This window comes from Streptomyces sp. NPDC002324, assembly GCF_053593335.1.
Window position 1 is genome coordinate 60,349 of record NZ_JBSFCF010000019.1, and the last position, 23,138, is coordinate 83,486.

Sequence of the window (23,138 nt, forward strand, 5' to 3'; positions counted from 1 at the left end):
CCTCAGGGGCGCGGGGAACTGCGCGACCAGCCCCCACCGAACCCGCGGATGCGGGTCGAAGGGGCACAGCCCCTTGAGGATGGGACGGGTAGGGGCGGCGGGGGCGAGAAGAACCCCCGCCGCCCACCACCCCGTCACGCCTAACTCACCGGCACCGTCCCCGGCGCCGTGGCGTACCCCGCAGGCCGCGCGGTGAACGTCCCCCGCCCCTGCGTCCGGCTCCGCAGCCGCGTCGCGTACCCGAACAGCTCCGCCAGCGGCACGGTCGCGGTGACCACCACCGAGCCACCCCGGGGCACGGAGTCCGTGACCCGCCCCCGCCGCGCCGCCAGATCACCGAGCACCCCGCCCACGGCATCCGCGGGCCCGGTGACGGTGACATCGGCGACGGGTTCGAGGAGGCCCATCACCGCGACCCGCATGGCCTCGCGGAGCGCCAGCCGCCCAGCCGTGCGGAACGCCATCTCCGAGGAGTCCTTGGAGTGGGTCGCCCCGTCCGTCAGGGTCACGCTCAGCCCGGTCACCGGGTGACCGCCGAGCGGCCCCTCGGCGAGGGCGTCCCGGCAGCCGGCCTCGACCGCGCGGACGTACTCCTGCGGCACCCGCCCGCCGGTGACGGTCGAGCGGAACACGAAGCCCGTCGCGGCACCGTCGCCCTCCGCCTCCAGGGGTGCCACGTCGAGGACGACATGGGCGAACTGCCCCGCCCCGCCGTCCTGTTTGACGTGCCGGTAGACCAGCCCGGACACCCCGCGCACGACCGTCTCGCGATGGGCGACGCGAGGCCGGCCGACGGCGACGTCGAGCCCATGGCTCTGCCGGACCTTCTCCACCGCCACCTCCAGATGCAGTTCGCCCATGCCGGACAGCAGGGTCTGCCCGGTCTCGGGGTCCGTCCGGACGACCAGCGAGGGGTCCTCCTCGGCCAGCCGCGCGAGGGCCGTCGCGAGCCGGTCGGTGTCGGTGCTCCTGCGTGCCTCGACGGCCACCGACACCACCGGGTCGGCGACGGACGGGGGTTCGAGGAGCAGCGGCGCCGCCGGCGCGCACAGCGTCGTACCCGCGCGGGCCGACTTCAGCCCGACCACCGCGACGATGTCCCCGGCCACCGCGTGGTCCAGTTCGGCGTGCCGGTCGGCCCGGACCCGCAGGATCCGGCCGATCCGCTCGGTGCGCCGCGTGCCCGCGTCCAGCACGGTGTCCCCCTTCCGGATCGTTCCCGAGTACAGCCGCAGGTAGGTCAGCCGTCCCGTGGGTGTGGCGCTCACCTTGAACGCCAGCGCCGCGAGCGGCACGGTCGCGTCGGCCGGGCGCTCCCGCTCCGTTCCGTCGTGCGTACCGCGTACGGGCGGTACGTCCAGCGGCGAGGGCAGATACGCCACGACCGCGTCGAGCAGCGGTTCGATGCCACGGTTGCGGTAGGCCGAGCCGCACAGCACGACCACGCCCTCACCCGTGCGGGTCAGGTCGCGCAGCGCGGCGGCCAGCGTCCGCGCGCTCAGCGTGGACTCGGCGCAGAACTCCTCCAGCGCCAGGGGATGCAGTTCCGCCACCGCCTCCTCCAGCAGCCGTCGGCGTCGTCGCGCCTCCTCCCGCAGGTCGTCCGGCACCGGAACCTCCGCGGCCGTGTCGTCGCCGTCCGCCCAGACCAGCGCCCGCATCCGGAGCAGGTCCACCACTCCGACGAAGGCGTCCTCCCGGCCGATCGGCAACTGCACCACCAGCGGCACCGGATGGAGCCGCCGCCGGATCGAGTCGACGGCCGTGTCGAGGTCGGCACCCGCACGGTCCAGCTTGTTGACGAAGGCGATACGCGGGACGCCGTGCCGGTCGGCCTGCCGCCACACCGACTCGCTCTGCGGCTCGACCCCGGCGACCGCGTCGAAGACGGCGATCGCGCCGTCGAGCACCCTGAGCGAACGCTCCACCTCGTCGGCGAAGTCGACATGGCCCGGGGTGTCGATCAGGTTGATCCTGTGCCCGTCCCAGGCGCAGCTCACGGCCGCCGCGAAGATGGTGATGCCACGGTCGCGCTCCTGCGGGTCGAAGTCGGTGACGGTGGTGCCGTCGTGGACCTCTCCGCGCTTGTGCGTGGTCCCGGTGGCGTACAGGAACCGCTCGGTGACGGTGGTCTTGCCGGCGTCGACGTGGGCGAGGATGCCCAGGTTGCGGACGGCGGTCAGAGGGTCGGCGTGGGTGGTGACGGTGCTGCGCATGGCCCGTGGCCTTTCAGCTGAGCTGTTTCGGGGCAGCGCGATTCCCGTGCGGGTACGGCGGACGGCGGGAACGTGCGCGCGGACGGAGCTGTCGCTCCTTCCGCGCCCACAGGGGTTCGACGTCAGACGTGCGTCACGGGCATCCGGTACCGGCCGCGCAGCGGGCACCGGACGGACGAGGACACGAGGATCACCTCGTACAGGGAACGGGGAACGACGACGGCGGTGCGGTCGCACATGGCCGGGCTCCCCTCTCTCGTCACTTGGTGCGGTGAGTCTAGGGACAGCGACAGGGCCGGGTCACCGCATTTTCCGCCGGGTGCCTCACTCGGCCCTGATGTCGTCCACGTGGACGACGCCCTTGGTCACCGTGCCGCCTCCGTGGCCGAGGTACAGATGGAACGCCGTCACCTTGGCCAAGCGGGCCGCGTCGAGCACGGCGGTGGCGTGCTCGGTGTCCCAGGGAGCGGGCTGGAAATCGCCGAAGGGGACCTTGATCTCCTGCCCGCTCGTGTCGTCCAGCGGAAACCTGTACTGGAACTGGACTCCGTCGGCGACGACCTCGAGCGCCCCGGCGTTCTCCGAGCCGTCGCCCCGCAGCCACAGCGCCAGGCAGGTGAAGCCGGACCAGTCCGCGACGACCGGCCGGCCGATGCCGGTGAACTCCGCGCCGGTGAAGTCGTAGGCGTAGGCCAGTCCGTAGGAGCCCGAGGACTTGTGGTCGGGCGACAGGGTGAGGGTGTGGGCGTTGAGGTGGGTGTACGCCTCGCCGAGGGCGACATCGTCCCCGGCGTACCCCTCGAAGTCGTCGATCCAGCCTGCGGGCAGGGGGGCGGCCTCGCCGAGGAGGACGACGGCGGAGTCGGTGAGGGTCTCACCGTCCACCCGCGCGCGCACGGTGAGGGTCGCCGAGCCCTTCTTGCGCGGGGCCGCGCCGATCGACCAGATGGCCGAGTGGTAGCCGTCCGCGTCCAGGCGCAGGGGTCGGGCCCGCCCGCCGTCCACGGAGTAGGTGACCCGGCTCGCCCGCGCGGGCGTGACCCGCACCCGGACGGTGGTCCTGGCGGCCGTCACGCGCTGTCGGTCCGTGGGTGTCACCAGATGCACGGACGGGCCGTTCCTGACGGCGGTGGTGCGGGCGGCGAACACCCCCCGCAGATCGGAGGCGAAGAGGGTGTAGGGATCCTGATGGAACCGGACGAAGTCCGGCAGCAGGGCGTGGCCCGGGTACGGCACATAGGCGCGCCTGGTGCCTCCGAAGTTGGCCCACGTGGGCATGTAGGTCACCTGGCGGGCCAGCGGGTCCGCCTCGACGGCCCGCAGCAGCCGCGTGAACCACTGCGGGTCGCGGACCTCGGTGCCGCTCTCCCCGAACTCCGTGAGGGCCGGCACCTTGTCCCGCGCGTTGGCCAGCCGGACCACCATCGCCAGGTCCCGCACCAGACCGTCGAGCCAGGGGGTCGGTCCGGCGCCCTCGTCGTAGGAGTCGTAGCCGAGGACGTCGACGAAACGGTCGCCGGGGTAGGTCCTGAGGTAGCCGGTCGGGTCCCCACCGAGACTCGCGTTGGGCGAGTAGGCGTAGAGGAGATTGTGTACGCCCTTGGTGTCGCGCAGGTACTCGACGGTGTAGCGGAACAGCTCGATGAACTCGCCCGAGGTGGTGTGACCGGCGCCCCACCAGAACCAGCCCCCGTTGTTCTCGTGGAAAGGGCGGAAGATGACGGGGATGGCGGTGCCGTCCGGGCGCCGCGCGCCCTTGACGGCCTTCGCGACGCGGTCGAGGAACCGGTTGAAGCGCGCGTGCCGCGCGCCGCCGGGGAGGATCTGGCCGACGACCCGGCCGGAGGTGTCGTGGAAGTCCTTGCCGGTGACGAAGTTCGGCATGTGGGCGCTGAGGGTGTTGATCCCGCCGCGCGCGTCCCCCTGCCGGATGCACCGGCTGAGCGCGGCGATGTTCTCGGCGTCGGTGCCGTTCTCGGCGCCGGGGCGTTCGTCGCCGTCGAGGACGAGGGTGTCCCAGCCGAAGACCGCGGGGTAGTCGCCCACCGCCGCTCTGGTGTCGGACGCCCTGCCGTCGGGTGTGGTGAAGGTGAAGCCGTAGGTCAGGTCGTGCTGGTGCCCGAACAGGATGCCTCTGCCCTGCTGCAGCTTCAGGTACGCGAACAGCGCGCGGGTGGCGGGGGTCGCCCTGTCGTCGACGATCCGGACCGGTGTGGGCGTGCCGGGCGGCCCCGAGGGGGAGGTCGCCGTGGCGGCCACGGATGTCCGGGTGCCGGCCGCCGCGGCGACCGCGGCACCCAGGAGGATGAACGCGCGACGCTTCAGGGGGGAAATGGGCATGCGTCTCTCCGGCACGTGTGGGGGTCCTTCCCGTGACGCGGTCGGCCGGCCGAGAAGGGCGTCCTGGTCGGGGACAGCGCCGGCGCGTGACACGCGTGTGGTTCAAGTGCCGCTATTTGACTAGAGGTTGAGGGGAAAGGAAAGAGCCTGAGCGCGAGCGGGTCGCCTGAAAGGATCACGGGACTCGGCATCCGTGAAACACCTGAGGCATCACCTGGGGTCACGAGAACGCGAAGAGCCCCGACCGACCGGTCGGGGCCCTTCGCATGCTCATCGCCGTAGCGAGTGTCCGAGGGGGGACTTGAACCCCCACGCCCGATAAAGGGCACTAGCACCTCAAGCTAGCGCGTCTGCCATTCCGCCACCCGGACCAGGTGTCCGCCGCCTCGCCAGGGGTGTTCCCGGCGGCGACATGGACAACAATACCAAGACTTCGGAGTGCCCTTCACCTGCATATCCGGGTCCGGACGGGGTCGTGCGGGCCCTCCTCAAGCAGACCCGCACGACCTCACCCGCGGTGATCGGACGATCACGTCGCGGCCGTGTCAGGCCGCGGGGGGCATGAGGTGGTACTCGGGGAAGTTCCCCGGCAGCCGCTCCCCCGCCGGGCCGCGCGTGACGGCCTTCACCAGCAGGTCGCCGCCGACGAAGGCGCCCCGCCAGGAGCCGCCGAAGCCCCCGAACAGCTCGTCGCGGTCGCCGCGGGAGCGGGGTGTGCCGTGGCCGACCTTGAACGCCCGGATCTGGGGTGCCAGCCGCTCGTACGTCGCCCGGTCATCGGTGGAGAGGGTGGCGACGAGCGCTCCGTTGGAGGCGTTCATGGCGGCGAGCAGTTCGACCTCGGTGTCGACCAGGACGATCGTGTCGACGGGGCCGAAGGGTTCCGCGTGGTGGAGCGGGGAGGACGGGGGCGGGTTGAGGAGGGTGACGGGCTGGACGTACGCGCCGGTGTCCTGGCCCGGCAGGAAGCGCGCGTCGGCGAGCCGGCCCCGATGCAGCGGGACGGCGCCCCGGTCGACGGCCTCGGCGACCTGGTCGGTCAGCTCCTTGGCCTTGGCCGCGTTGATGACGGGCCCGAAGTCGAGCTTCGGGTACGGGTCGTCGGGGTGCTCCACCGCCAGCGGGTGGCCGACCCTGAGGGTGCGGACCGCCGGGAGGTAGGCCGCGAGGAACTCGTCGAACAGTTCCCGCTGGACGACGAAGCGCGGATACGCCGTGCAGCGCTGCTTGCCGTAGTCGAAGAGCTTGGGGACGACGGCGGCGAGGGTGTCCCAGTCGGTGTGGTTCCAGATGCCCCAGGTGTTCAGCCCCTCCTGCTCCAGGACGTGCCGTTTGCCCAGGTCGGCGACGGCGGTGGCCACGGCGGCGCCGGTGTCGCGGCCGCCGACGAAGGAGACGCAGCCGATCTCGGGGGCCCGCACGAGCGCCTCCGACAGCTCGCCCCCGCTGCCGCTGACGAGGGTGACCGGCAGGCCCTCGCGGGCGGCGAGGGCGCTGGCCAGGGTGAGGCAGGCGACGCCGCCGTCGGTCGGGGTCTTGGCGATGACCGCGTTCCCCGCCAGCGCCTGGACCAGCATCGCGTGGACGAGGACGCTCATCGGGTAGTTCCAGCTCGCGATGTTGGAGACCGGCCCGTCGAGGGGGACCCGGCCTTCGAGCATGGGTTCGATGTCGTCGACGTACCAGCGCACGCCGTCGACGGCCCGGTCCACGTCGGCCTGCGCGAGCCGCCAGGGTTTGCCGATCTCCCAGACGAGGAGCAGGGCGAGCAGTTCGCGGTGCTGGGTGAGGGCGTCGAGGGTGGCGGCGACCCGGGCGCGGCGTTCGTCGAGGGGGACGTGGCGCCAGGCCCGGTGCTGGTCGAGGGAGGCCCTGACCGCCTGGTGGGCGGTGATCGAGTCCAGGCGGGGCGGGCCGGCGACGGGACGTCCGTCGACGGGGCTGGTGGCGGGCAGGGCCCGGCCGTCGGCCCGCCAGGCGGCGGCCCAGTGGTTGAGGACGCGGTCGTCCCGGAAGGCCTCGGGGGCGATGGTCAGACAGCGCTGCCAGGCGTCGGTCCAGGCAGTGCCGGATTTGAGGGTGAGGGTGGCAGTGGGGGTGAGGGTGGGTGGTGCCATGGGTTGCTCCGCTCTCGGTGCACGGTCGGGGGCGGGGGGCATGCGTCGGCCACGAGGGGCCGGGGGCGAGCAGGTGCCTCGCGGGTGGTGGGGTCAGGCCCCCGCCTCCAGGGCGGCGAGGACCAGCCGGGCCGTCTCGGTGGGTGTGCCGCCGACCCGCACCCCGACCGCTTCCAGCGCCTCCTTCTTCGCCTGCGCCGTGCCCGAGGAGCCGGAGACGATAGCGCCGGCATGGCCCATCGTCCTGCCCTCGGGGGCGGTGAAGCCGGCGATGTAGCCGACGACGGGTTTGGTGACGTGGTCGCGGACGTACGCGGCGGCCCGCTCCTCGGCGTCGCCGCCGATCTCGCCGATGAGGACGATCAGTTCGGTGTCGGGGTCGTCCTGGAATGCGGCCAGGCAGTCGATGTGGGTGGTGCCGACGACGGGATCGCCGCCGATGCCGACGCAGGTGGAGAAGCCGGTGTCGCGGAGTTCGTACATGAGCTGGTAGGTGAGGGTGCCGGACTTGGAGACCAGGCCGACGCGTCCCGGCTTGGCGATGTCGGCCGGGATGATGCCGGCGTTGGACTGGCCGGGGGTGATCAGGCCGGGGCAGTTGGGGCCGATGATCCGGGTGCCCCTGGAGCGCGCGTACGCCGTGAAGGCGACGGAGTCGTGGACGGGGATGCCCTCGGTGATGACGACGGTGAGGCCGATGCCGGCGTCGGCGGCCTCGACGACGGCGGCCCGGGCGAAAGCGGGCGGCACGAAGACCACGGTGACGTCGGCGCCGGTGACCTCGATGCCCTCGGCGACCGAGCCGAAGACGGGGACGGCGCGGTCACCGAAGTCGACGGTGCGGCCGGCCTTGCGGGGGTTGACGCCGCCGACGACGTTCGTGCCGGCCGCGAGCATGCGGCGGGTGTGCTTCATGCCCTCGCCGCCGGTCATGCCCTGGACGAGGACCTTGCTCTCCTGGGTGAGGTAGATGGCCATGTCCGGGCTCCTCAGTTCGCGTGGGCGAGGTCGGCGGCGCGGCGCGCGGCACCGTCCATGGTGGTGGCCTGGTGGACGAGCGGATGGTCGCGGTCGTCGAGGATCGCCCGGCCGCGTACGGCGTTGTTGCCGTCGAGGCGGACGACGAGCGGCTTGGTCAACCGCACGCTGTCCAGGGCCCGCACGATGCCGTCGGCGACCGCGTCGCAGGCGGTGATGCCGCCGAAGACGTTGACGAGGACGGACTTCACGGCCGGGTCGGAGAGGATGACGGAGAGACCGTCGGCCATGATCTGGGCGGAGGCGCCGCCGCCGATGTCGAGGAAGTTGGCGGGGCGGGCGCCGCAGCCGGCGACCACGTCGAGGGTGGACATGACGAGTCCGGCGCCGTTGCCGATGACCCCGACCTCGCCGTCCAGCTTCACGTAGTTGAGGCCCTTGGCGGCCGCGGCGGCCTCCAACGGGTCGTCGTGCGCGAAGCCCTCGTCGCCCCGGCGGGCCTGCCGGAAGCCCGCGTTGTCGTCGAGGGTGACCTTGCCGTCCAGGGCGAGGATCCGGCCCTGTCCGGTGCGGACGAGGGGGTTGACCTCGACGAGGAGCGCGTCCGCGCGGGTCAGCACCTGCCAGAGCCGCATGAGCACGTCGACGCTCTGCGGGGGCAGGCCCGCCGCCTCGGCGATCTCGGACGCCTTCGCCGAGGTGACGCCCTCGGCGGGGTCGACGGGGATGCGGGCCACGGCCTCGGGGCGGGTCGCGGCGACGTCCTCGATGTCCATGCCGCCCTCGGCCGAGGCGATCGCGAGGAAACGGCCGGCCGCGCGGTCGAGAACGTAGGAGACGTAGAACTCGCTCTCGATGGCGACCGGTTCGGCGATCATCACCGTGCGGACGGTGTGGCCCTTGATGTCCATGCCGAGGATCTGCCGTGCCGTCAGTTCGGTGGCGGCGGGGTCGGCGGCGAGCTTCACCCCGCCCGCCTTGCCGCGTCCGCCGGTCTTCACCTGTGCCTTGACGACGACGCGTCCGCCCAGTCTGCGGGCGATCTCGCGGGCCTCCTTGGGCGAGTCGGTGACCTCGGCCCGCGGGACCGCGATGCCGTGTTCCTCGAAGAGTTCCCTTGCCTGGTGCTCGAAAAGGTCCATTCCGGCTCCTGACTCAAAGTGCCGCACGCCCCCTGGACACCATCGATGGGATGCGGGATAACAAGGTTCATACAGTATTCGTCGACTGTATGCAATCAACCGCGAGTGCGCTCCCCACGCTCAACGAAGACCCACGAAAACCCCTACGAAGGGACAGGACTTCGCCATGCCCGAGGGCAACAGCCAGGACCTCATCTCCGGTGGTCACCTCGTCGCCAAGGCACTCAAGGCCGAGGGTGTGGAGGTCATCTACACCCTGTGCGGCGGCCACATCATCGACATCTACGACGGCTGCGTCGACGAGGGCATCGAGGTCGTCGACGTCCGTCACGAGCAGGTCGCCGCCCACGCCGCCGACGGTTACGCCCGGATCACCGGCAAGCCCGGCTGCGCGGTCGTCACCGCCGGCCCCGGTACGACCGACGCCGTGACCGGTGTCGCCAACGCCTTCCGCGCGGAGTCCCCGATGCTGCTGATCGGCGGCCAGGGAGCGCACACCCAGCACAAGATGGGGTCGCTGCAGGACCTGCCGCACGTCGACATGATGACGCCGATCACCAAGTTCGCGGCGACCGTGCCGGACACGGCCCGCGCCGCCGACATGGTGTCGATGGCGTTCCGTGAGTGCTACCACGGCGCCCCCGGCCCCTCCTTCCTGGAGATCCCGCGCGACGTCCTGGACGCCAAGGTGCCCGTCGAGAAGGCGCGCGTGCCGAAGGCCGGTGCCTACCGGGCCTCGACCCGTTCGGCCGGTGACCCCGAGGCCGTCGAGAAGCTCGCCGACCTGCTGGTGCACGCCGAGAAGCCCGCGATCCTGCTGGGCAGCCAGGTGTGGACGACGCGGGGCACCGAGGCCGCCATCGACCTCGTACGCACCCTCAACATCCCCGCTTACGTGAACGGCGCCGGACGCGGCACCCTGCCTCCCGGCGACCCGCACCACTTCCAGCTCTCCCGCCGGTACGCCTTCTCGGGCGCCGACGTCATCGTGATCGTCGGAACACCCTTCGACTTCCGCATGGGCTACGGCAAGCGGCTGTCGCCGGACGCGACCGTCGTACAGATCGACCTCGACTACCGGACCGTCGGCAAGAACCGCGACATCGACCTCGGGATCGTCGGCGACGCGGGCCTGGTGCTGAAGTCGGTGACGGAGGCGGCTTCCGGGCGCATCAACGGGGGCGCGTCGAAGCGCAAGGAGTGGCTCGACGAGCTGCGCGCCGCCGAGCAGACCGCCATCGAGAAGCGGCTGCCCAGCCTGAAGTCCGACGCCTCCCCGATCCACCCGTACCGGCTGGTCAGCGAGATCAACGAATTCCTGACGGAGGACTCGATCTACATCGGCGACGGCGGCGACATCGTCACCTTCTCCGGTCAGGTCGTGCAGCCCAAGTCGCCCGGGCACTGGATGGACCCAGGCCCTCTCGGCACGCTCGGCGTCGGCGTCCCCTTCGTGCTCGCCGCCAAGAAGGCACGGCCCGACAAGGAGGTGGTGGCCCTCTTCGGTGACGGCGCCTTCTCCCTCACCGGCTGGGACTTCGAGACCCTCGTCCGCTACGACCTCCCCTTCGTCGGGATCATCGGCAACAACTCCTCCATGAACCAGATCCGTTACGGCCAGAAGGCCAAGTACGGCGAGGAACGCGAGCGGATCGGCAACACCCTCGGCGACGTCCACTACGACAAGTTCGCCCAGATGCTGGGCGGTTACGGCGAGGAGGTGCGCGACCCCGCCGACATCGCCCCCGCGCTGCGGCGCGCCAGGGAGTCGGGCAAGCCGTCGCTGATCAACGTCTGGGTCGACCCGGACGCGTACGCCCCCGGAACCATGAACCAGACGATGTACAAGTGAGGTGACCCCGGTGACCACCGAGACCGTCAGGACCGCCCCGCCCGGCAAGGCCCTCGAAGGTGTCCGCGTCCTCGACATGACGCACGTCCAGTCCGGCCCGTCCGCCACCCAGCTGCTCGCCTGGCTCGGCGCGGACGTGGTGAAGCTGGAGGCGCCCAGCGGGGACATCACGCGCAAACAGCTGCGCGACCTCCCGGACGTCGACTCCCTCTACTTCACGATGCTCAACTGCAACAAGCGGAGCATCACCCTCAACACCAAGACCGAGCGCGGCAAGGAGATCCTCACCGAGCTGATCCGGCGCTCCGACGTCATGGTCGAGAACTTCGGCCCCGGCGCGGTCGACCGCATGGGCTTCACCTGGGACCGCATCCAGGAGATCAATCCGCGGATCGTCTATGCCTCCATCAAGGGGTTCGGGGACGGTCCGTACACCAACTTCAAGGCGTACGAGGTCGTCGCGCAGGCGATGGGCGGGTCGATGGCGACCACCGGCTTCGAGGACGGGCCGCCGCTGGCGACGGGGGCCCAGATCGGGGACTCGGGCACGGGCGTCCACGCCGTGGCGGGGATTCTCGCCGCGCTGTACCAGCGGGAGAGCACCGGGCGCGGCCAGCGGGTCAACGTGGCCATGCAGCACGCCGTCCTCAACCTCTGCCGGGTGAAGCTGAGGGACCAGCAGCGGCTGGCCCATGGCCCGCTCCGTGAATATCCCAACGAGGACTTCGGCGACGAGGTTCCCCGGTCCGGGAACGCGTCCGGCGGCGGTCAGCCCGGCTGGGCCGTGAAGTGCGCGCCGGGCGGCCCGAACGACTACGTGTACGTGATCGTGCAGCCCGTCGGCTGGCGGCCGATGAGTGAGCTGATCGGCCGGCCCGAACTGGCGGAGGACCCCGAGTGGGCGACGCCGGAGGCCCGGCTGCCCAAGCTCGGCAAGATGTTCCAGCTCATCGAGGAGTGGTCGGCCACCCTGCCCAAGTGGGAGGTGCTGGAGCGGCTCAACGCCCACAACATCCCGTGTGGGCCGATCCTCTCCACCAAGGAGATCATCGAGGACGAGTCCCTGGTCTCCAACGAGATGGTCGTCACCGTGCCGCACCCCGAGCGCGGCGAGTTCGTGACCGTCGGCAGCCCGCTGAAGCTGTCCGACTCCCCCGTGGACGTCACCAGTTCACCGCTGCTCGGAGAGCACAACGAAGAGGTCTACGTCGGCGAGCTGGGGCTCGGCGACGAGGAGCTGCGCCTGCTCAAGTCGAACGGAGTGATCTGATTGATGGCCGAAGACCGGGTGCTGAGGGTGCGTGGCCTCCTCGACGCCGTACGGGCCGAGGGCCGGAGCGCGCTGACCGCTCCCGAGGGCAAGGTGATCGCCGACGCGTACGGGATCGCCGTACCCGGCGAGGAGCTGGCGCGGGACGTCGAGGAGGCCGTGTCGTACGCGGCGCGCTTCGGCGGGCCGGTGGTGATGAAGATCGTCTCGCCGGACATCCTCCACAAGACCGACGCGGGCGGTGTGATCGTCGGGGTGGAGGGCGCGGCGGACGTGAAGGCCGCGTTCCACCGGATCGTCGACAACGCGCGCGCGTACGCGCCGGACGCCCGTATCGAGGGCGTCCAGGTGCAGGAGCTGCTGCCGAAGGGGCAGGAGGTCATCGTCGGCGCGGTGACGGACCCGACGTTCGGGAAGGTGGTCGCGTTCGGGCTCGGCGGGGTGCTGGTGGAGGTCCTCAAGGACGTGACGTTCCGGCTCGCGCCGGTCGACGCGGACGAGGCGCTGTCCATGCTGGACTCGATCCGAGCGGCGGAGATCCTGCGCGGGGTGCGAGGGGCGCCCGCCGTGGACCGGTGGGCGATCGCCGAGCAGATCCGCCGCGTCTCCGAACTCGTCGCGGACTTCCCGGAGATCGCCGAGGTGGACCTCAACCCGGTGATCGCGACCCCGCAGGGCGCGGTCGCGGCGGACATCCGGGTGATCCTCGCGGAGTCGGTGCCCAAGCCGCGGCGCCGGTACTCGCGCGAGGAGATCCTCACGTCGATGCGCCGGCTGATGCAGCCCTCGGCGGTGGCCGTGATCGGGGCCTCCAACGAGCAGGGCAAGATCGGCAACTCGGTGATGCGCAACCTCGTCGACGGCGGCTTCTCCGGCGAGATCCACCCGGTGAACCCCAGGGCCGATGACATTCTGGGCCGCAAGGCGTACAAGAGTGTCACGGACGTTCCCGGTGAGGTGGATGTGGCGGTCTTCGCGATCCCCGCCAAGTTCGTGGCCGCCGCGCTGGAGGAGGTGGGCCGCAAGGGCATCCCCAACGCCGTACTGATCCCGTCGGGCTTCGCGGAGACCGGCGAGCACGAACTCCAGGACGAGATCGTGGCGATCGCCGAACGCCACGGCGTCCGGCTGCTCGGGCCGAACATCTACGGCTACTACTCGACGTGGCAGGACCTCTGCGCCACGTTCTGCACGCCCTACGACGTCAAGGGCGGGGTGGCCCTGACCTCGCAGTCCGGTGGCATCGGGATGGCCATCCTGGGCTTCGCGCGGACCACGAAGACGGGTGTGTCGGCGATCGTCGGGCTCGGCAACAAGTCGGACCTGGACGAGGACGACCTGCTGACCTGGTTCGGCGAGGACCCCCGCACCGAGTGCATCGCGATGCACCTGGAGGACCTGAAGGACGGGCGGGCCTTCGTGGAGGCGGCGCGGGCGACCGTCCCGAAGAAGCCGGTCGTGGTCCTCAAGGCGGGGCGCACGGCGGCCGGGGCGAAGGCGGCGGGCTCGCACACGGGCGCGCTGGCGGGCGACGACGCCGTGTACGAGGACATCCTGAAACAGGCCGGTGTCATCAGGGCGCCGGGTCTGAACGAGATGCTGGAGTACGCGCGCGCGTTGCCGGTGCTGCCCGCTCCGCAGGGTGACAACGTCGTGATCATCACGGGCGCCGGGGGCAGCGGCGTACTGCTGTCCGACGCGGTCACCGACAACGGGCTGACCCTGATGGAGATCCCGCCGGACCTGGACGCGTCCTTCCGCGCGTTCATCCCGCCCTTCGGGGCCGCCGGCAACCCGGTCGACATCACCGGCGGCGAGCCTCCGTCGACGTACGAGGCGACGATCAGGCTGGGCCTGGAGGACCCGCGCATCCACGCGCTCGTCCTCGGCTACTGGCACACGATCGTCACCCCGCCCATGGTGTTCGCCGAGCTGACCGCGCGCGTGGTGGCCGAGTTCCGCGAACGGGGCGTCGAGAAGCCGGTCGTCGCGTCGCTCGCGGGCGACGTCGAGGTCGAGGAGGCGTGCCAGTACCTCTTCGAGCACGGGGTCGTGGCGTACCCGTACACGACCGAGAAGCCGGTGGCCGTCCTCGGCGCGAAGTATCGGTGGGCGCGGGCCGCGGGGTTGTTGGGGGGCGGGCGATGAGGTGATCGAGGAGGGGGCGGCCTGGGACCGCCCCCGACCCCGAAAGCACGAAAGGAATGGGACAGGGGGCGCTGGCCAGCTCTTTCGACACAAGGGGTGCAATCCGTCATGACTACCACCGACATCTCGACACCCGTCCCCTACAGGGAGGTGACGGACCGGAACGGCCGTGTGTATCGGCTCGGTGAGACCGATATCGACATCATGGGCCGTAGGCGCAAGTGGATGGTCATCCTGCCGTGGATCGGCATGATGGGCATCAGCTCTGCCGAGTACGCGTTCGCATCGGCCGAGGACACACTGCACATCGCACACAGCTGGAACGACGGGCACATCTTCTGGATGCTCGGTGTCTGGGTGTTCTTCCAGGCAGCCGTGGCCTTCCCCGCCGGAAAGCTCAGGGAGAGCGGAAAACTGCCCGCCCGCTGGGCGATGATGCTCGGCGCACTCGGCACGCTGCTCGGATATCTGTCCCTCGCCTTCGCGCCGCATGTGATCGTCGCGTACGTCGGGTTCGGCATGTTCAGCGGTATGGGTGCGGGCATGGTGTACGCGACCTGCGTGAACATGGTCGGCAAGTGGTACCCGGAGCGCAAGGGAGGCAAGACCGGCTTCGTCAACGGCGGGTTCGCCTACGGTTCCGTGCCGTTCGTCTTCCTCTTCACCAACTACATGGACCTGACGAACTTCCGCTGGGTCCTCGTCTCGGTCGGCCTTTTCCTGGCCACGACGGTGGCCGTGGCCGGCTACTTCTTCCGCGACCCGCCGAAGAACTGGTGGCCTGCCGAGGTCGACCCGCTGCGGCCGCCGGACGACCCGCGGGCCCGTCGCGCACTGGCGATGAACCCGCCGGCCGTGCGGCAGTACACCCCCGGGGAGGCCTGGCGGACCGGGCGCGTCGCGTTGATGTGGTTCTGCCTGCTGTGCACCTCGGGCGTGAACATCTTCGGCATCGCCTTCCAGGTCGACATAGGCGAGGAGGCCGGCTTCGCCGGCGGCATCGTCGCGACGGCCATGTCGATGAAGGCCATCGTCAACGGCACCGGCCGGGGTGTGATCGGCTGGCTGTCGGACCGTTACGGACGCAAGCGCTGCCTGATCTTCGTCTGTATCGTCCTCGGCCTTTCGCAGTACGGAATCCTGTGGTCGGCCGACCTCGAGAACCTGCCGCTGTTCCTGCTCTTCTCCAGCATCTCCGGGTTCGGAGGGGGCGCCATCTTCCCGATGTTCGCGGCGATGACGGCGGACTACTTCGGCGAGAACAACAACGCGTCCAACTACGGGCTGGTCTACAGCTCCAAGCTGGTGTCCGGCCTGCTCGGCGCCGGTATGGGAAAGGTCGTGGTGGACAACTGGGGCCACAACGGGGCATTCACCCTGGCGGGCTCGATCTCACTGTTCGCCGCGTTCATCGCCCTCTTCCTGACCCCACCGGGCCGACCGAAGGCGAAAAGCCTGACGGCCAACCCGATGCCGATCAGCCGGGACACGGACTAGAGCCGCACGATGTTTCCGCCGACGCCCGGCTGGGTTCTCCCAGCCGGGCGTCGGCGTTGCGTCCTCGTTCTCGACCTCTACTCGCCGCTCTTCTCCCGCAGCGAGTGCAGGTGCTCGCTGGAGCGGCGGGCGAAGGTGAAGGACTCGGCGGGGTTGTCGTGCTCGGCCTGCCAGTGGTGGGCGCGTCGGGAACCCTTCAGATCGTTGACGGCCGAGATGAACTTCTGGTAGTCGATGTCGCCGTCGCCGACGTCCGTCATGCGGTAGCCGTACGGGTTCGACGGGTCGCTCTCGCCGTCCTTGACGTGGAACAGCGGGTAGCGGTCCGGGCGGCGCACGACGTAGTCGAGCGGCTCGAAGGGCGCGGCGGTGCCGTCGGGCCGCTTGGAGAATCGGAACTGGGCCACGTACGCCCAGAAGATGTCCATCTCCAGGAAGACGAGGTCGGGGTCGGTCTCGCGGAGCAGGACGTCGTAGAGGCGGACCTTGGGGTCGTCGGTGGCGAAGGAGAACTCCTCGGAGTGGTTGTGCTGGTAGAACTTCATGCCACGCGCCCTGGCGGCCGCGCCGTAGGTGTTGAACTCGTGGGCTGCACGCTTCATCGCGTCGACGGTCGTGCCGTAGCGGAAGGGGCCGGCGGCGGTGCCGATGTGCTTCAGGCCGAGGGCTTGGGCGTCGTCGAGGACCTTGGTGAGGTTCTGGGCGAAGGTGTACGCGTTCGGGTCGCTCGCGTAGTAGCCGACGTGGCTGCCGATCGGGTTCAGGCCGTGGTCGCGGGCCAGCCGCTTCAGCTGTTTGAGGGTGATGGCGCCCGCCGAGCCCTGGGTGTAGCCGGCGAACTCGATCTCGTCGTAGCCGTACTTCTCCAGCTCCGCGAAGACGGGGGCGAAGCCGAGGGTGGAGACCTTGTCGCGCAGGCTGTAGAGCTGGATGCCGAGACGGCCGGGCGGGAGGACGGGGCGGCCCCGGCCCTTGCCCGCGGCGGCCGCCTCGGTGCCGGCGGCGGCCTGGGCGGGGGCGGCCGCGCCCAGCAGGGCGGCGACGGTGGCGCCCGCGGCGACGCCGAGCATGCCTCGTCTGCTGAGGCGGTGGGTGAGTTCGGGATCCGTCTTGTCGGTGCGGCTCATGCCTGGAACTCCTCTGGGTGGGCGGGCGTTGTCAGTGGTGAGTGCTTCACTTGTGACCAGTTCGGACATGGGGGTGCTTGTCACCGGTCGGAGAGACCGGCCAGGCGCAGCAGGAGTGCTTTCACATCGGTGGCCGCCATACGGTCGCCGACGGCTCGGGGGGTGGAGCAGATGATGAGTGGACCGTCGTCGTCGCTCGTGGGCAGGCGGCCGTGGCTGCCGCGAATAGGCGAGGGATCCAGCGGCACGACCGCCATGCGGTAGCGCAGGCCCAGTTTCTTGCGGGCCAGTGCCGAGGCCGCCTTGAGCTTCACATACGGGTCGAGCGGGTCCATGAACAGCTCGACCGGGTCGTAGCCGGGTTTGCGATGGATCTCGACGGTGCGTGCGAAGTCGGGCGCACGGTCGTCGTCGAGCCAGTAGTAGTACGTGAACCAGGCGTCCGGCTCCGCGACGGCGACGAGTTCGCCGGAGCGCGGATGATCGAGGTGGTGGGCCTTCTTGCCCTCGTCGTCGAGGAGTTGATCGATGCCGGGCGGGTCCGCGAGGGCCTCCCTGGTGGCGTCCAGATCCTCGGGGCGGCGTACGTAGACATGGGCGATCTGGTGGTCGGCGACCGCGAAGGCCCGTGAGGCCATGGGGTCGAGGTACTCCATGCCGTCCTGGGTGTGCACGTCCAGGAGGCCGGCGCGGCGCAGGGCGCGGTTGATGTCGACGGGACGGTCGGCGCGGGTGATGCCGTACTCGGAGAGCGCGACGACGGTTCGGCCCTGCGCGCGGGCGTCGTCGAGCAGGGGTGCCACGGCCCGGTCGAGGTCGGCGGCCGCCTTCAGGGAGCGCGGGTCGTCGGGGCCGTGGCGCTGCAGGTCGTAGTCGAGGTGGGGGAGGTAGCACAGGGCCAGGTCGGGGCGGCGGGTGCGGAGGATGTGGCGGGTCGCGTCGATGATCCAGCGGCTGGAGACGAGGTCGGCGCCCGGTCCCCAGAAGTGGAACAGGGGGAACGTGCCGAGCTTGTCGGTGAGTTCGTCGTGCAGGGCCGGGGGCCGGGTGTAGCAGTCGGGTTCCTTGCGGCCGTCGGAGTAGTAGATCGGACGGGGGGTGACGGTGAAGTCGGTGTCGGCGCCCATGGCGTACCACCAGCAGATGTTGGCGACCGTGTAGCCGGGGTGGACGCGCCGGGCGGCGTCCCAGACTCTGTCGCCGGCGACGAGGCCGTTGTGCTGGCGCCACAGCAGGACGTCGCCGAGTTCGCGGAAGTACCAGCCGTTGCCGACGATGCCGTGCTCGGCGGGGAGCGTGCCGGTCAGGAAGGTGGACTGGGCGGCGCAGGTGACGGCGGGCAGCACGGTGCCGAGCGGGGCACGGGAGCCGGACTGCCCGAGGGCCTTGAGGTGGGGCATGTGGTCGAGGAGACGGGGGGTGAGGCCGACGACGTCCAGGACGAGGAGAGGGATGGGGCCGGACGCGGGCGCGGACGCGCGTCCGGGGTGCGGGGCGGTGTCGTCCCGGCTCATGGCAGCTCCTTGAGGCCGAGGTCGGTCAACAGGTCTCGGGCGAGGGCGAGTTCGGCGGCGATGCCGTCGGCGAGCTGGGCTCGGGTGCCGGGGCGCAGCTCCGGTGGCAGGGCCTGCCAGGTGTAGGTCTCGACCTCCAGATGGCGGGTGAGGGGGTGGGGGCCGCCGACGAGGTGGGCGAGGGCGGTCTTGAGGACCGGAAGCGTGGAGGTGAGGGGGGCGGCGGGGGCCGCGTGGAGCGGGACGTGGAAGTGGGAGCGCCAGGGGGAGGCGTCGGGCAGCACGTCGCCCGTGAGTGCTTCGCCGAGGTCGTCGGTGCCGCGCAGGCCGGCGGCGGGGAGGGTGCGGGTCTGGTGCAGGAAGCGGGGCTCGTCGAAGGCGGCGAGGGCTTCGCGGACCTCGGGGAGGTGCGGGTGTTCGGCGTGCAGGGCGGCGGAGAGCTGGGATTTGACGACGGGGACGCGGGCTCGGGTGAGCGCGTCCAGGGCGGTGTGCGGGTCTTCGAAGGAGGTGGCGAGGTGGCAGGTGTCGACGCAGACGCCGATGCGGTCGTGGCCGAGGGCGGTCAGCGGGCCGATGGCGTCGGCGGTCGTCTCCACGGTGCAGCCGGGTTCGGGTTCCAGGCCGACGCGGATGGAGCGGCCGGTCAGTTCGGCCACGGCGTCGAGGCGTTCGGCGAGGGTACGCAGGGCGGCGTGGGCGCGGGCGGCGCGGGTGTCGTCGTAGGCGGTGCGCCAGGCGAGGGGGAGGGTGGAGATGGTGCCCTCGGTCACGTCGTCGGGGAGCAGCCGGGCGAGGACGCGGGCGAGGGAGGTGGTGTGGTCGAGGCGCTCGGGGTCGGCCCAGTCGGGCCGGTAGACGCGGTACTTGACCTCTTCGGCGCCGAAGCCCTCGTAGGGGAAGCCGTTGAGGGTGACGACCTCCAGGCCGCGCCGGTCGAGTTCGGCGCGCAGGCCGCGCAGGGCGGACGGGTCGGTCACCAGGGCCGTGGCGGCGTCCCTGGCCAGCCACAGGCCGATGCCGAGACGGTCGCGGCCGAGGCGGCGGCGTACGGGCTCGCAGTGGTCGCGCAGCTGGGCGAGGACACCGTCGAGGGTCTCGGCCGGGTGCACGTTGGTGCAGTAGGCGAGGTGGACGGTGGAGCCGTCGGGGTGGCGGAAGCGCACGGGTCACTCACCGCCGCGCAGGATGCTGTTGCCCTCGTGCGTGGGGTCCGTGCCGGTGACGTCGAGGGCGAGGCGCCCGCTGAGCCCGTAGAAGGCGACGGGGTTGCGCCACAGCACGAGGTCGGCGTCGTCCTCGTCGAACCCGGCGGCGAGCAGGGCGTCCGCGACCTTGCGGGTCTTGAGAGGGTCGCTTCTGCCCCAGTCGGCGGCCGAGTTGACCAGGACCCTCTCCGGGCCGAACTCCTTGAGCACGGCGACCATGCGTTCCTCGTCCATCTTGGTGTCCGGGTAGACGGAGAAACCGAGCCAGGCGCCGCTGTCCCTGGCCTCCTTGACGGTGGTCTCGTTGAGGTGGTCGAGCAGCACCCGCTCGACGGGCAGGGCGGAGGCCCGTACGGCGTCCAGGGTGCGGCGCAGACCGGCGAGCTTGTCCCGGTGCGGGGTGTGGACGAGGGCGGGCAGGCCGTGGTCGGCGGCCAGTTGCAGCTGGTGTTCGAGCGCGTGGTCCTCGGCCGGGGTCATGGAGTCGTAGCCGATCTCTCCGACGGCGACGACCCGGTCCTTGAGCAGATAGCGGGGCAGCCGGTCCAGCACCGGCGTGCACCGGGGGTCGTTCGCCTCCTTGGGGTTGAGGGCGAGGGCGCAGTGGTGGGCGATGCCGTACTGCGCGGCACGGAAGGGCTCCCAGCCCAGCAGGGAGTCGAAGTAGTCGACGAAGGAGGCGGCCGAGGTGCGGGGCTGGCCCAGCCAGAAGGCCGGCTCGACGACCGCGCGCACGCCCGCCTCGTGCATCGCCTCGTAGTCGTCGGTGGTGCGTGACGTCATGTGGATGTGGGGGTCGAAGATGCGCATCAGGACTCCTTGCCGTGAGTGCCGTGGATGCCGTGGGCGCTGTCGAGGTCGTGCTCGTCGGCCGGTGGGGGCGCGGTCAGGGCCAGGACGCGGTGCAGGTCCCCGGGGGCGGGACGGCCCGCGCGGTCGCGTTCCTCGGCGAAGGCGCCGAGCATGCGGGCGAGTTCGCTGTCTCCGTGGGCGCGGCGGGCCAGGTCGGTGATCTCGTCGACGCGCACTCCGGTGAACAGGCACTTGAGCACGGCGTGCCGCCAGTGGTGCGGGGCCAGACGGCGGGCGGCGTACGGGCCGAGTGCGGCGGCGACGAGACGGGTGTCGTTGGTCCGCAGGGCGTCCTCGACGAGGTGCAGCGCCTCGGGGCCGGGCACGAGGTGGGGCAGCGCGTGGAGCACCGCTCTGCGTTCGTCGGCGGTGCCCTGGTCGTAGACCCGGGTGAGGGCGTCGGCGTCGGCGCGGGCCGCGTGCAGGATCAGGACGCGGACGCCGTCGGCGTGTTCGGTGCCGCAGCGCCGGCCGGCCTCGGCGAGGCGCAGCTCCCAGACGGCGAGGGGGCCATGGGTGCCCGGATGGTCGGCGGCCTCGTCGAGCGCCCGTGCCAGCCAGGTGCGGGCTGCCTCGGTGAGGTGGGCGTCGAGGTGGCGGCGCAGGTCGGCGGGAGCGGTGTGCGCCGGGTGGGTTGTCGGTCCGGCCGGGGTGTGGTGGTGGATCACGGGGTGCTCCCGGGAAGGGTGGTGCGGCCGGTCGCGCTGTGGCGGCGGCCGAGGGACCGTTCGAGGAACGCGAGGGACTGCTCGGCGAAGTGCGGGCCGGCGTGGGAGTGGCGGGGCAGTTCGACGACGGTCAGGGCTCGATAGCCGACGGCGGCCAGCGCCGCGAGGACGGGCGGGAAGTCGATCTCGCCCTCGCCGAGGGGGAGGTGCTCGTGGACGCCGCGTCGCATGTCCTCGATCTGGACGTGGCGGAGCCAGGGCGCGGCGGCGCGGACGCATTCGGCGGGGGACAGGGGTTCGAGGCACTGGCAGTGGCCGATGTCGAGGGTGAGGCCCAGGGCGGCGGGGCTGTCGAGGGCTTCGCGCAGGCGGTGGAAGTCGGCGAGCGTGGCGAGGAGATGACCGGGTTCGGGTTCGATCGCGAGGGGGACGCCGGCGGCGGTGGCGGCGTCGAGGACGGGGGCGAGCGCGTCTGGCAGACGTTTCCAGGCTGTGTCCTCGTCCGTGCCGTGCGGGGCGACTGAGCTGAAGCAGTGCACGGCATGGGCGCCGAGGTCGGTGGCGACCCGCACGGCGCGGATCAGCAGGTCGGCACGGCGGGCACGGTCGTCGGGGTCGGCGTCCAGCAGCGTGGGGCCGTGTTTGCGGCGCGGGTCGAGGACATAGCGGGCGCCCGTCTCCACGGTGACGGTCAGGCCGAGGGCGTCCAGCCGGTGGGCGAGGCGCCGGGTGCGGACGGCGAGGTCGGGGGCGAGTGGGTCGAGGTGCATGTGGTCGAGCGTCAGACCGACGCCGTCGTAGCCGAGGTCGGCGAGGAGGGCGAGGGCGTCGTCCAGTCGGAGGTCGGCGAGGCCGTTGGTGCCGTAGCCGAAGGAGAGGGGGGTGTCGTGGTGGCTCATCGCGTCTCCTCTCGCGGTTCGGCCGCACGCCCCGGTTCCGGCCCGGCTTCCGGGTCGGCTTCCGGGTCGTGCCGGGGCCGCGTCCTGGACCTCGCCCCCGGTCGCAGCCGCTCTGCGAACCCCGCCAGCGCCGCGTACTGCTCCCCCAGGGCCGTCGGACCGTCCCCCACCGGGTCCTTGAAGTAGAAGCCCAGCTCGGCCAGGGGCCCGGTGAGGCCCGCCGCGTGGGCCCCGGCCAGGAGGCGGGCGAGGTCCAGGACCAGAGGGGCGGCGAGGGCGGAGTCGCAGCCCTGCCAGGTGGTCTGGAGGACCATCCGGGTACCGAGGAAACCGTCGAAGGCGATGTGGTCCCAGGCGGTCTTCCAGTCGCCGAGGGCTGGGACGTCGTCGATATGGGTCTCGCCCTCGGGGGTGGCGCCCAGGCTGTCGGTCAGGACGCGTTCCTTGCCGGCGTTCTTGGCAGCGGCGGCGGCCGGGTCGGCGAGGGCGGCGCCGTCGCCCCCGCCGAGGAGGTTGGTGCCGGACCAGGCCCGGACGGCCAGGGCCCGCTGGGCGAACATCGGGCCGAGGACGGACCGGAGCAGGGTCTGGCCGGTCTTGCCGTCGCGGCCCGCGGACGGGAGGCCGGCGGAGACGGCGAGCGGGGCGAGTACCGGGTGGTGGAGACCGGTCGAGGGGGTGAAGTTGACGTAGGGGCAGCCCGCGCGGAGGGCGGCCGCCGCGTAGAGAGAGCTGGGAGGAAGGGCGGCGCCGGTGGGCGCGGGTTCCGTGGAGGCGACGTTCACCACCACGGCTCGGGTCAGGTTCCGGCGTCGTACGAAGTCCTGGATGTCGGCGGCGTGGGAGGAGATCAGCTCGTCGGGGGTCCTGGTGTCGCCCGGGAGGGGGCCGCCCGGCCTGATCTCCCGGTCGGCGGCGGCCAGTTCGGCTGCGACGGCCGCCGGAAGGCCGTGCGGCAGGACGCCCCCGGCCGCGAGGGCCTCGGCCCGTTTGGGCAGGGGGCAGTCGACCGTGTCGTGGCCGCCGAAGACGAGGGCGGACAGGGGCGGAAGGCGCGTCCCGGCGAAGAGGGGGGTCTCGGTGACCATGCCCGACGGGGCGTGCAGGCCCGCCGTGACGGCCGCGCAGCCCGCGACGACGGTGGTGGCGACGGAACCCCGTGCTCCGATCAGCCAGACGCCGACGCTCGGTGGGGTGACGGACACGGACGCGGACATGGGCAGCCTCCTCGTCGGGCCAGCGGTGGGAAGGGCCGGGAACCCTCCGTGGGGGAAGAGGGATCAGAAAAAGGGAGAAGGGGCAGGACGGCG

General features: G+C 71.5%; 16 protein-coding genes and 1 tRNA gene. 4 read left to right on the forward strand and 13 right to left on the reverse strand.

The annotated features are described in order from the left end of the window. Positions 1 to 140: 140 nt before the first annotated feature. The 6 genes from fusA to sucC all read right to left on the reverse strand — a co-directional run bounded on the left by fusA (position 141) and on the right by sucC (position 8,793). Entirely contained in the window at positions 141 to 2,216 is a 2,076-nt protein-coding gene (gene fusA / locus ACWCRJ_RS24150; RefSeq protein WP_450941224.1) for an elongation factor G, read from the reverse strand. Positions 2,217 to 2,540: 324 nt separating this feature from the next. After that, positions 2,541 to 4,556, reverse strand: coding sequence for a glycosyl hydrolase (locus ACWCRJ_RS24155; RefSeq protein ID WP_450941225.1), 2,016 nt, complete (start codon positions 4,554 to 4,556; stop codon positions 2,541 to 2,543). Positions 4,557 to 4,842: 286 nt separating this feature from the next. After that, positions 4,843 to 4,927 (reverse strand) — tRNA-Leu (locus ACWCRJ_RS24160). Between the two features lie 174 nt (positions 4,928 to 5,101). Then, positions 5,102 to 6,673 carry an aldehyde dehydrogenase family protein gene (locus tag ACWCRJ_RS24165; RefSeq protein WP_450941226.1) on the reverse strand — a complete coding sequence of 524 codons (1,572 nt, stop codon included), beginning with the start codon at positions 6,671 to 6,673 and terminating at the stop codon, positions 5,102 to 5,104. Positions 6,674 to 6,766: 93 nt separating this feature from the next. Further along, complete coding sequence (gene sucD, locus ACWCRJ_RS24170; protein WP_450941227.1) at positions 6,767 to 7,651, reverse strand: succinate--CoA ligase subunit alpha; 885 nt, start codon at positions 7,649 to 7,651, stop codon at positions 6,767 to 6,769. Positions 7,652 to 7,662: 11 nt separating this feature from the next. Next, positions 7,663 to 8,793 (reverse strand): ADP-forming succinate--CoA ligase subunit beta, encoded by a 1,131-nt coding sequence (gene sucC / locus ACWCRJ_RS24175; protein ID WP_450941228.1) that lies wholly within the window; start codon positions 8,791 to 8,793, stop codon positions 7,663 to 7,665. A gap of 166 nt (positions 8,794 to 8,959) precedes the next feature. Here sucC and ACWCRJ_RS24180 point away from each other — a divergent pair, with 166 nt between their 5' ends. From ACWCRJ_RS24180 to ACWCRJ_RS24195, 4 genes are all read left to right on the forward strand, one after another. Continuing rightward, entirely contained in the window at positions 8,960 to 10,645 is a 1,686-nt protein-coding gene (locus ACWCRJ_RS24180; RefSeq protein ID WP_450941229.1) for a thiamine pyrophosphate-binding protein, read from the forward strand. A gap of 10 nt (positions 10,646 to 10,655) precedes the next feature. Beyond that, positions 10,656 to 11,915 carry a formyl-CoA transferase gene (frc, locus tag ACWCRJ_RS24185; protein WP_450941230.1) on the forward strand — a complete coding sequence of 420 codons (1,260 nt, stop codon included), beginning with the start codon at positions 10,656 to 10,658 and terminating at the stop codon, positions 11,913 to 11,915. Between the two features lie 3 nt (positions 11,916 to 11,918). Continuing rightward, positions 11,919 to 14,063, forward strand: a complete 2,145-nt coding sequence (locus tag ACWCRJ_RS24190; protein ID WP_450941231.1) for an acetate--CoA ligase family protein — start codon at positions 11,919 to 11,921, stop codon at positions 14,061 to 14,063. 108 nt (positions 14,064 to 14,171) lie between these two features. Next, the gene (locus tag ACWCRJ_RS24195) at positions 14,172 to 15,560 is read left to right on the forward strand and encodes an OFA family MFS transporter (protein WP_450941232.1); all 1,389 of its coding nucleotides are present in this window, start codon (positions 14,172 to 14,174) and stop codon (positions 15,558 to 15,560) included. Positions 15,561 to 15,637: 77 nt separating this feature from the next. On the opposite strand, the gene ACWCRJ_RS24200 is transcribed toward ACWCRJ_RS24195, so the two are convergent. The 7 genes from ACWCRJ_RS24200 to ACWCRJ_RS24230 form a co-directional block, all read right to left on the reverse strand. Then, a complete protein-coding gene (locus tag ACWCRJ_RS24200) occupies positions 15,638 to 16,687 on the reverse strand; it encodes a sugar phosphate isomerase/epimerase family protein (protein ID WP_450941233.1) in 1,050 nt (349 codons plus the stop codon). Between the two features lie 80 nt (positions 16,688 to 16,767). Next, the gene (locus ACWCRJ_RS24205; RefSeq protein ID WP_450941234.1) at positions 16,768 to 18,201 is read right to left on the reverse strand and encodes an alkaline phosphatase family protein; all 1,434 of its coding nucleotides are present in this window, start codon (positions 18,199 to 18,201) and stop codon (positions 16,768 to 16,770) included. Next, the gene (gene eboE / locus ACWCRJ_RS24210) at positions 18,198 to 19,367 is read right to left on the reverse strand and encodes a metabolite traffic protein EboE (RefSeq protein WP_450941235.1); all 1,170 of its coding nucleotides are present in this window, start codon (positions 19,365 to 19,367) and stop codon (positions 18,198 to 18,200) included. The genes ACWCRJ_RS24205 and eboE overlap by 4 nt, the downstream gene beginning before the upstream one ends. A gap of 3 nt (positions 19,368 to 19,370) precedes the next feature. Next, the gene (locus ACWCRJ_RS24215) at positions 19,371 to 20,219 is read right to left on the reverse strand and encodes a TatD family hydrolase (RefSeq protein ID WP_450941236.1); all 849 of its coding nucleotides are present in this window, start codon (positions 20,217 to 20,219) and stop codon (positions 19,371 to 19,373) included. After that, complete coding sequence (locus tag ACWCRJ_RS24220; RefSeq protein ID WP_450941237.1) at positions 20,219 to 20,929, reverse strand: EboA domain-containing protein; 711 nt, start codon at positions 20,927 to 20,929, stop codon at positions 20,219 to 20,221. The genes ACWCRJ_RS24215 and ACWCRJ_RS24220 overlap by 1 nt, the downstream gene beginning before the upstream one ends. Next, complete coding sequence (locus ACWCRJ_RS24225; RefSeq protein WP_450941238.1) at positions 20,926 to 21,828, reverse strand: sugar phosphate isomerase/epimerase family protein; 903 nt, start codon at positions 21,826 to 21,828, stop codon at positions 20,926 to 20,928. Before ACWCRJ_RS24225 ends, ACWCRJ_RS24220 begins: the two co-directional genes overlap by 4 nt. Further along, entirely contained in the window at positions 21,825 to 23,045 is a 1,221-nt protein-coding gene (locus tag ACWCRJ_RS24230) for an inositol-3-phosphate synthase (protein WP_450941239.1), read from the reverse strand. The genes ACWCRJ_RS24225 and ACWCRJ_RS24230 overlap by 4 nt, the downstream gene beginning before the upstream one ends. Between the last annotated feature and the right edge of the window lie 93 nt (positions 23,046 to 23,138).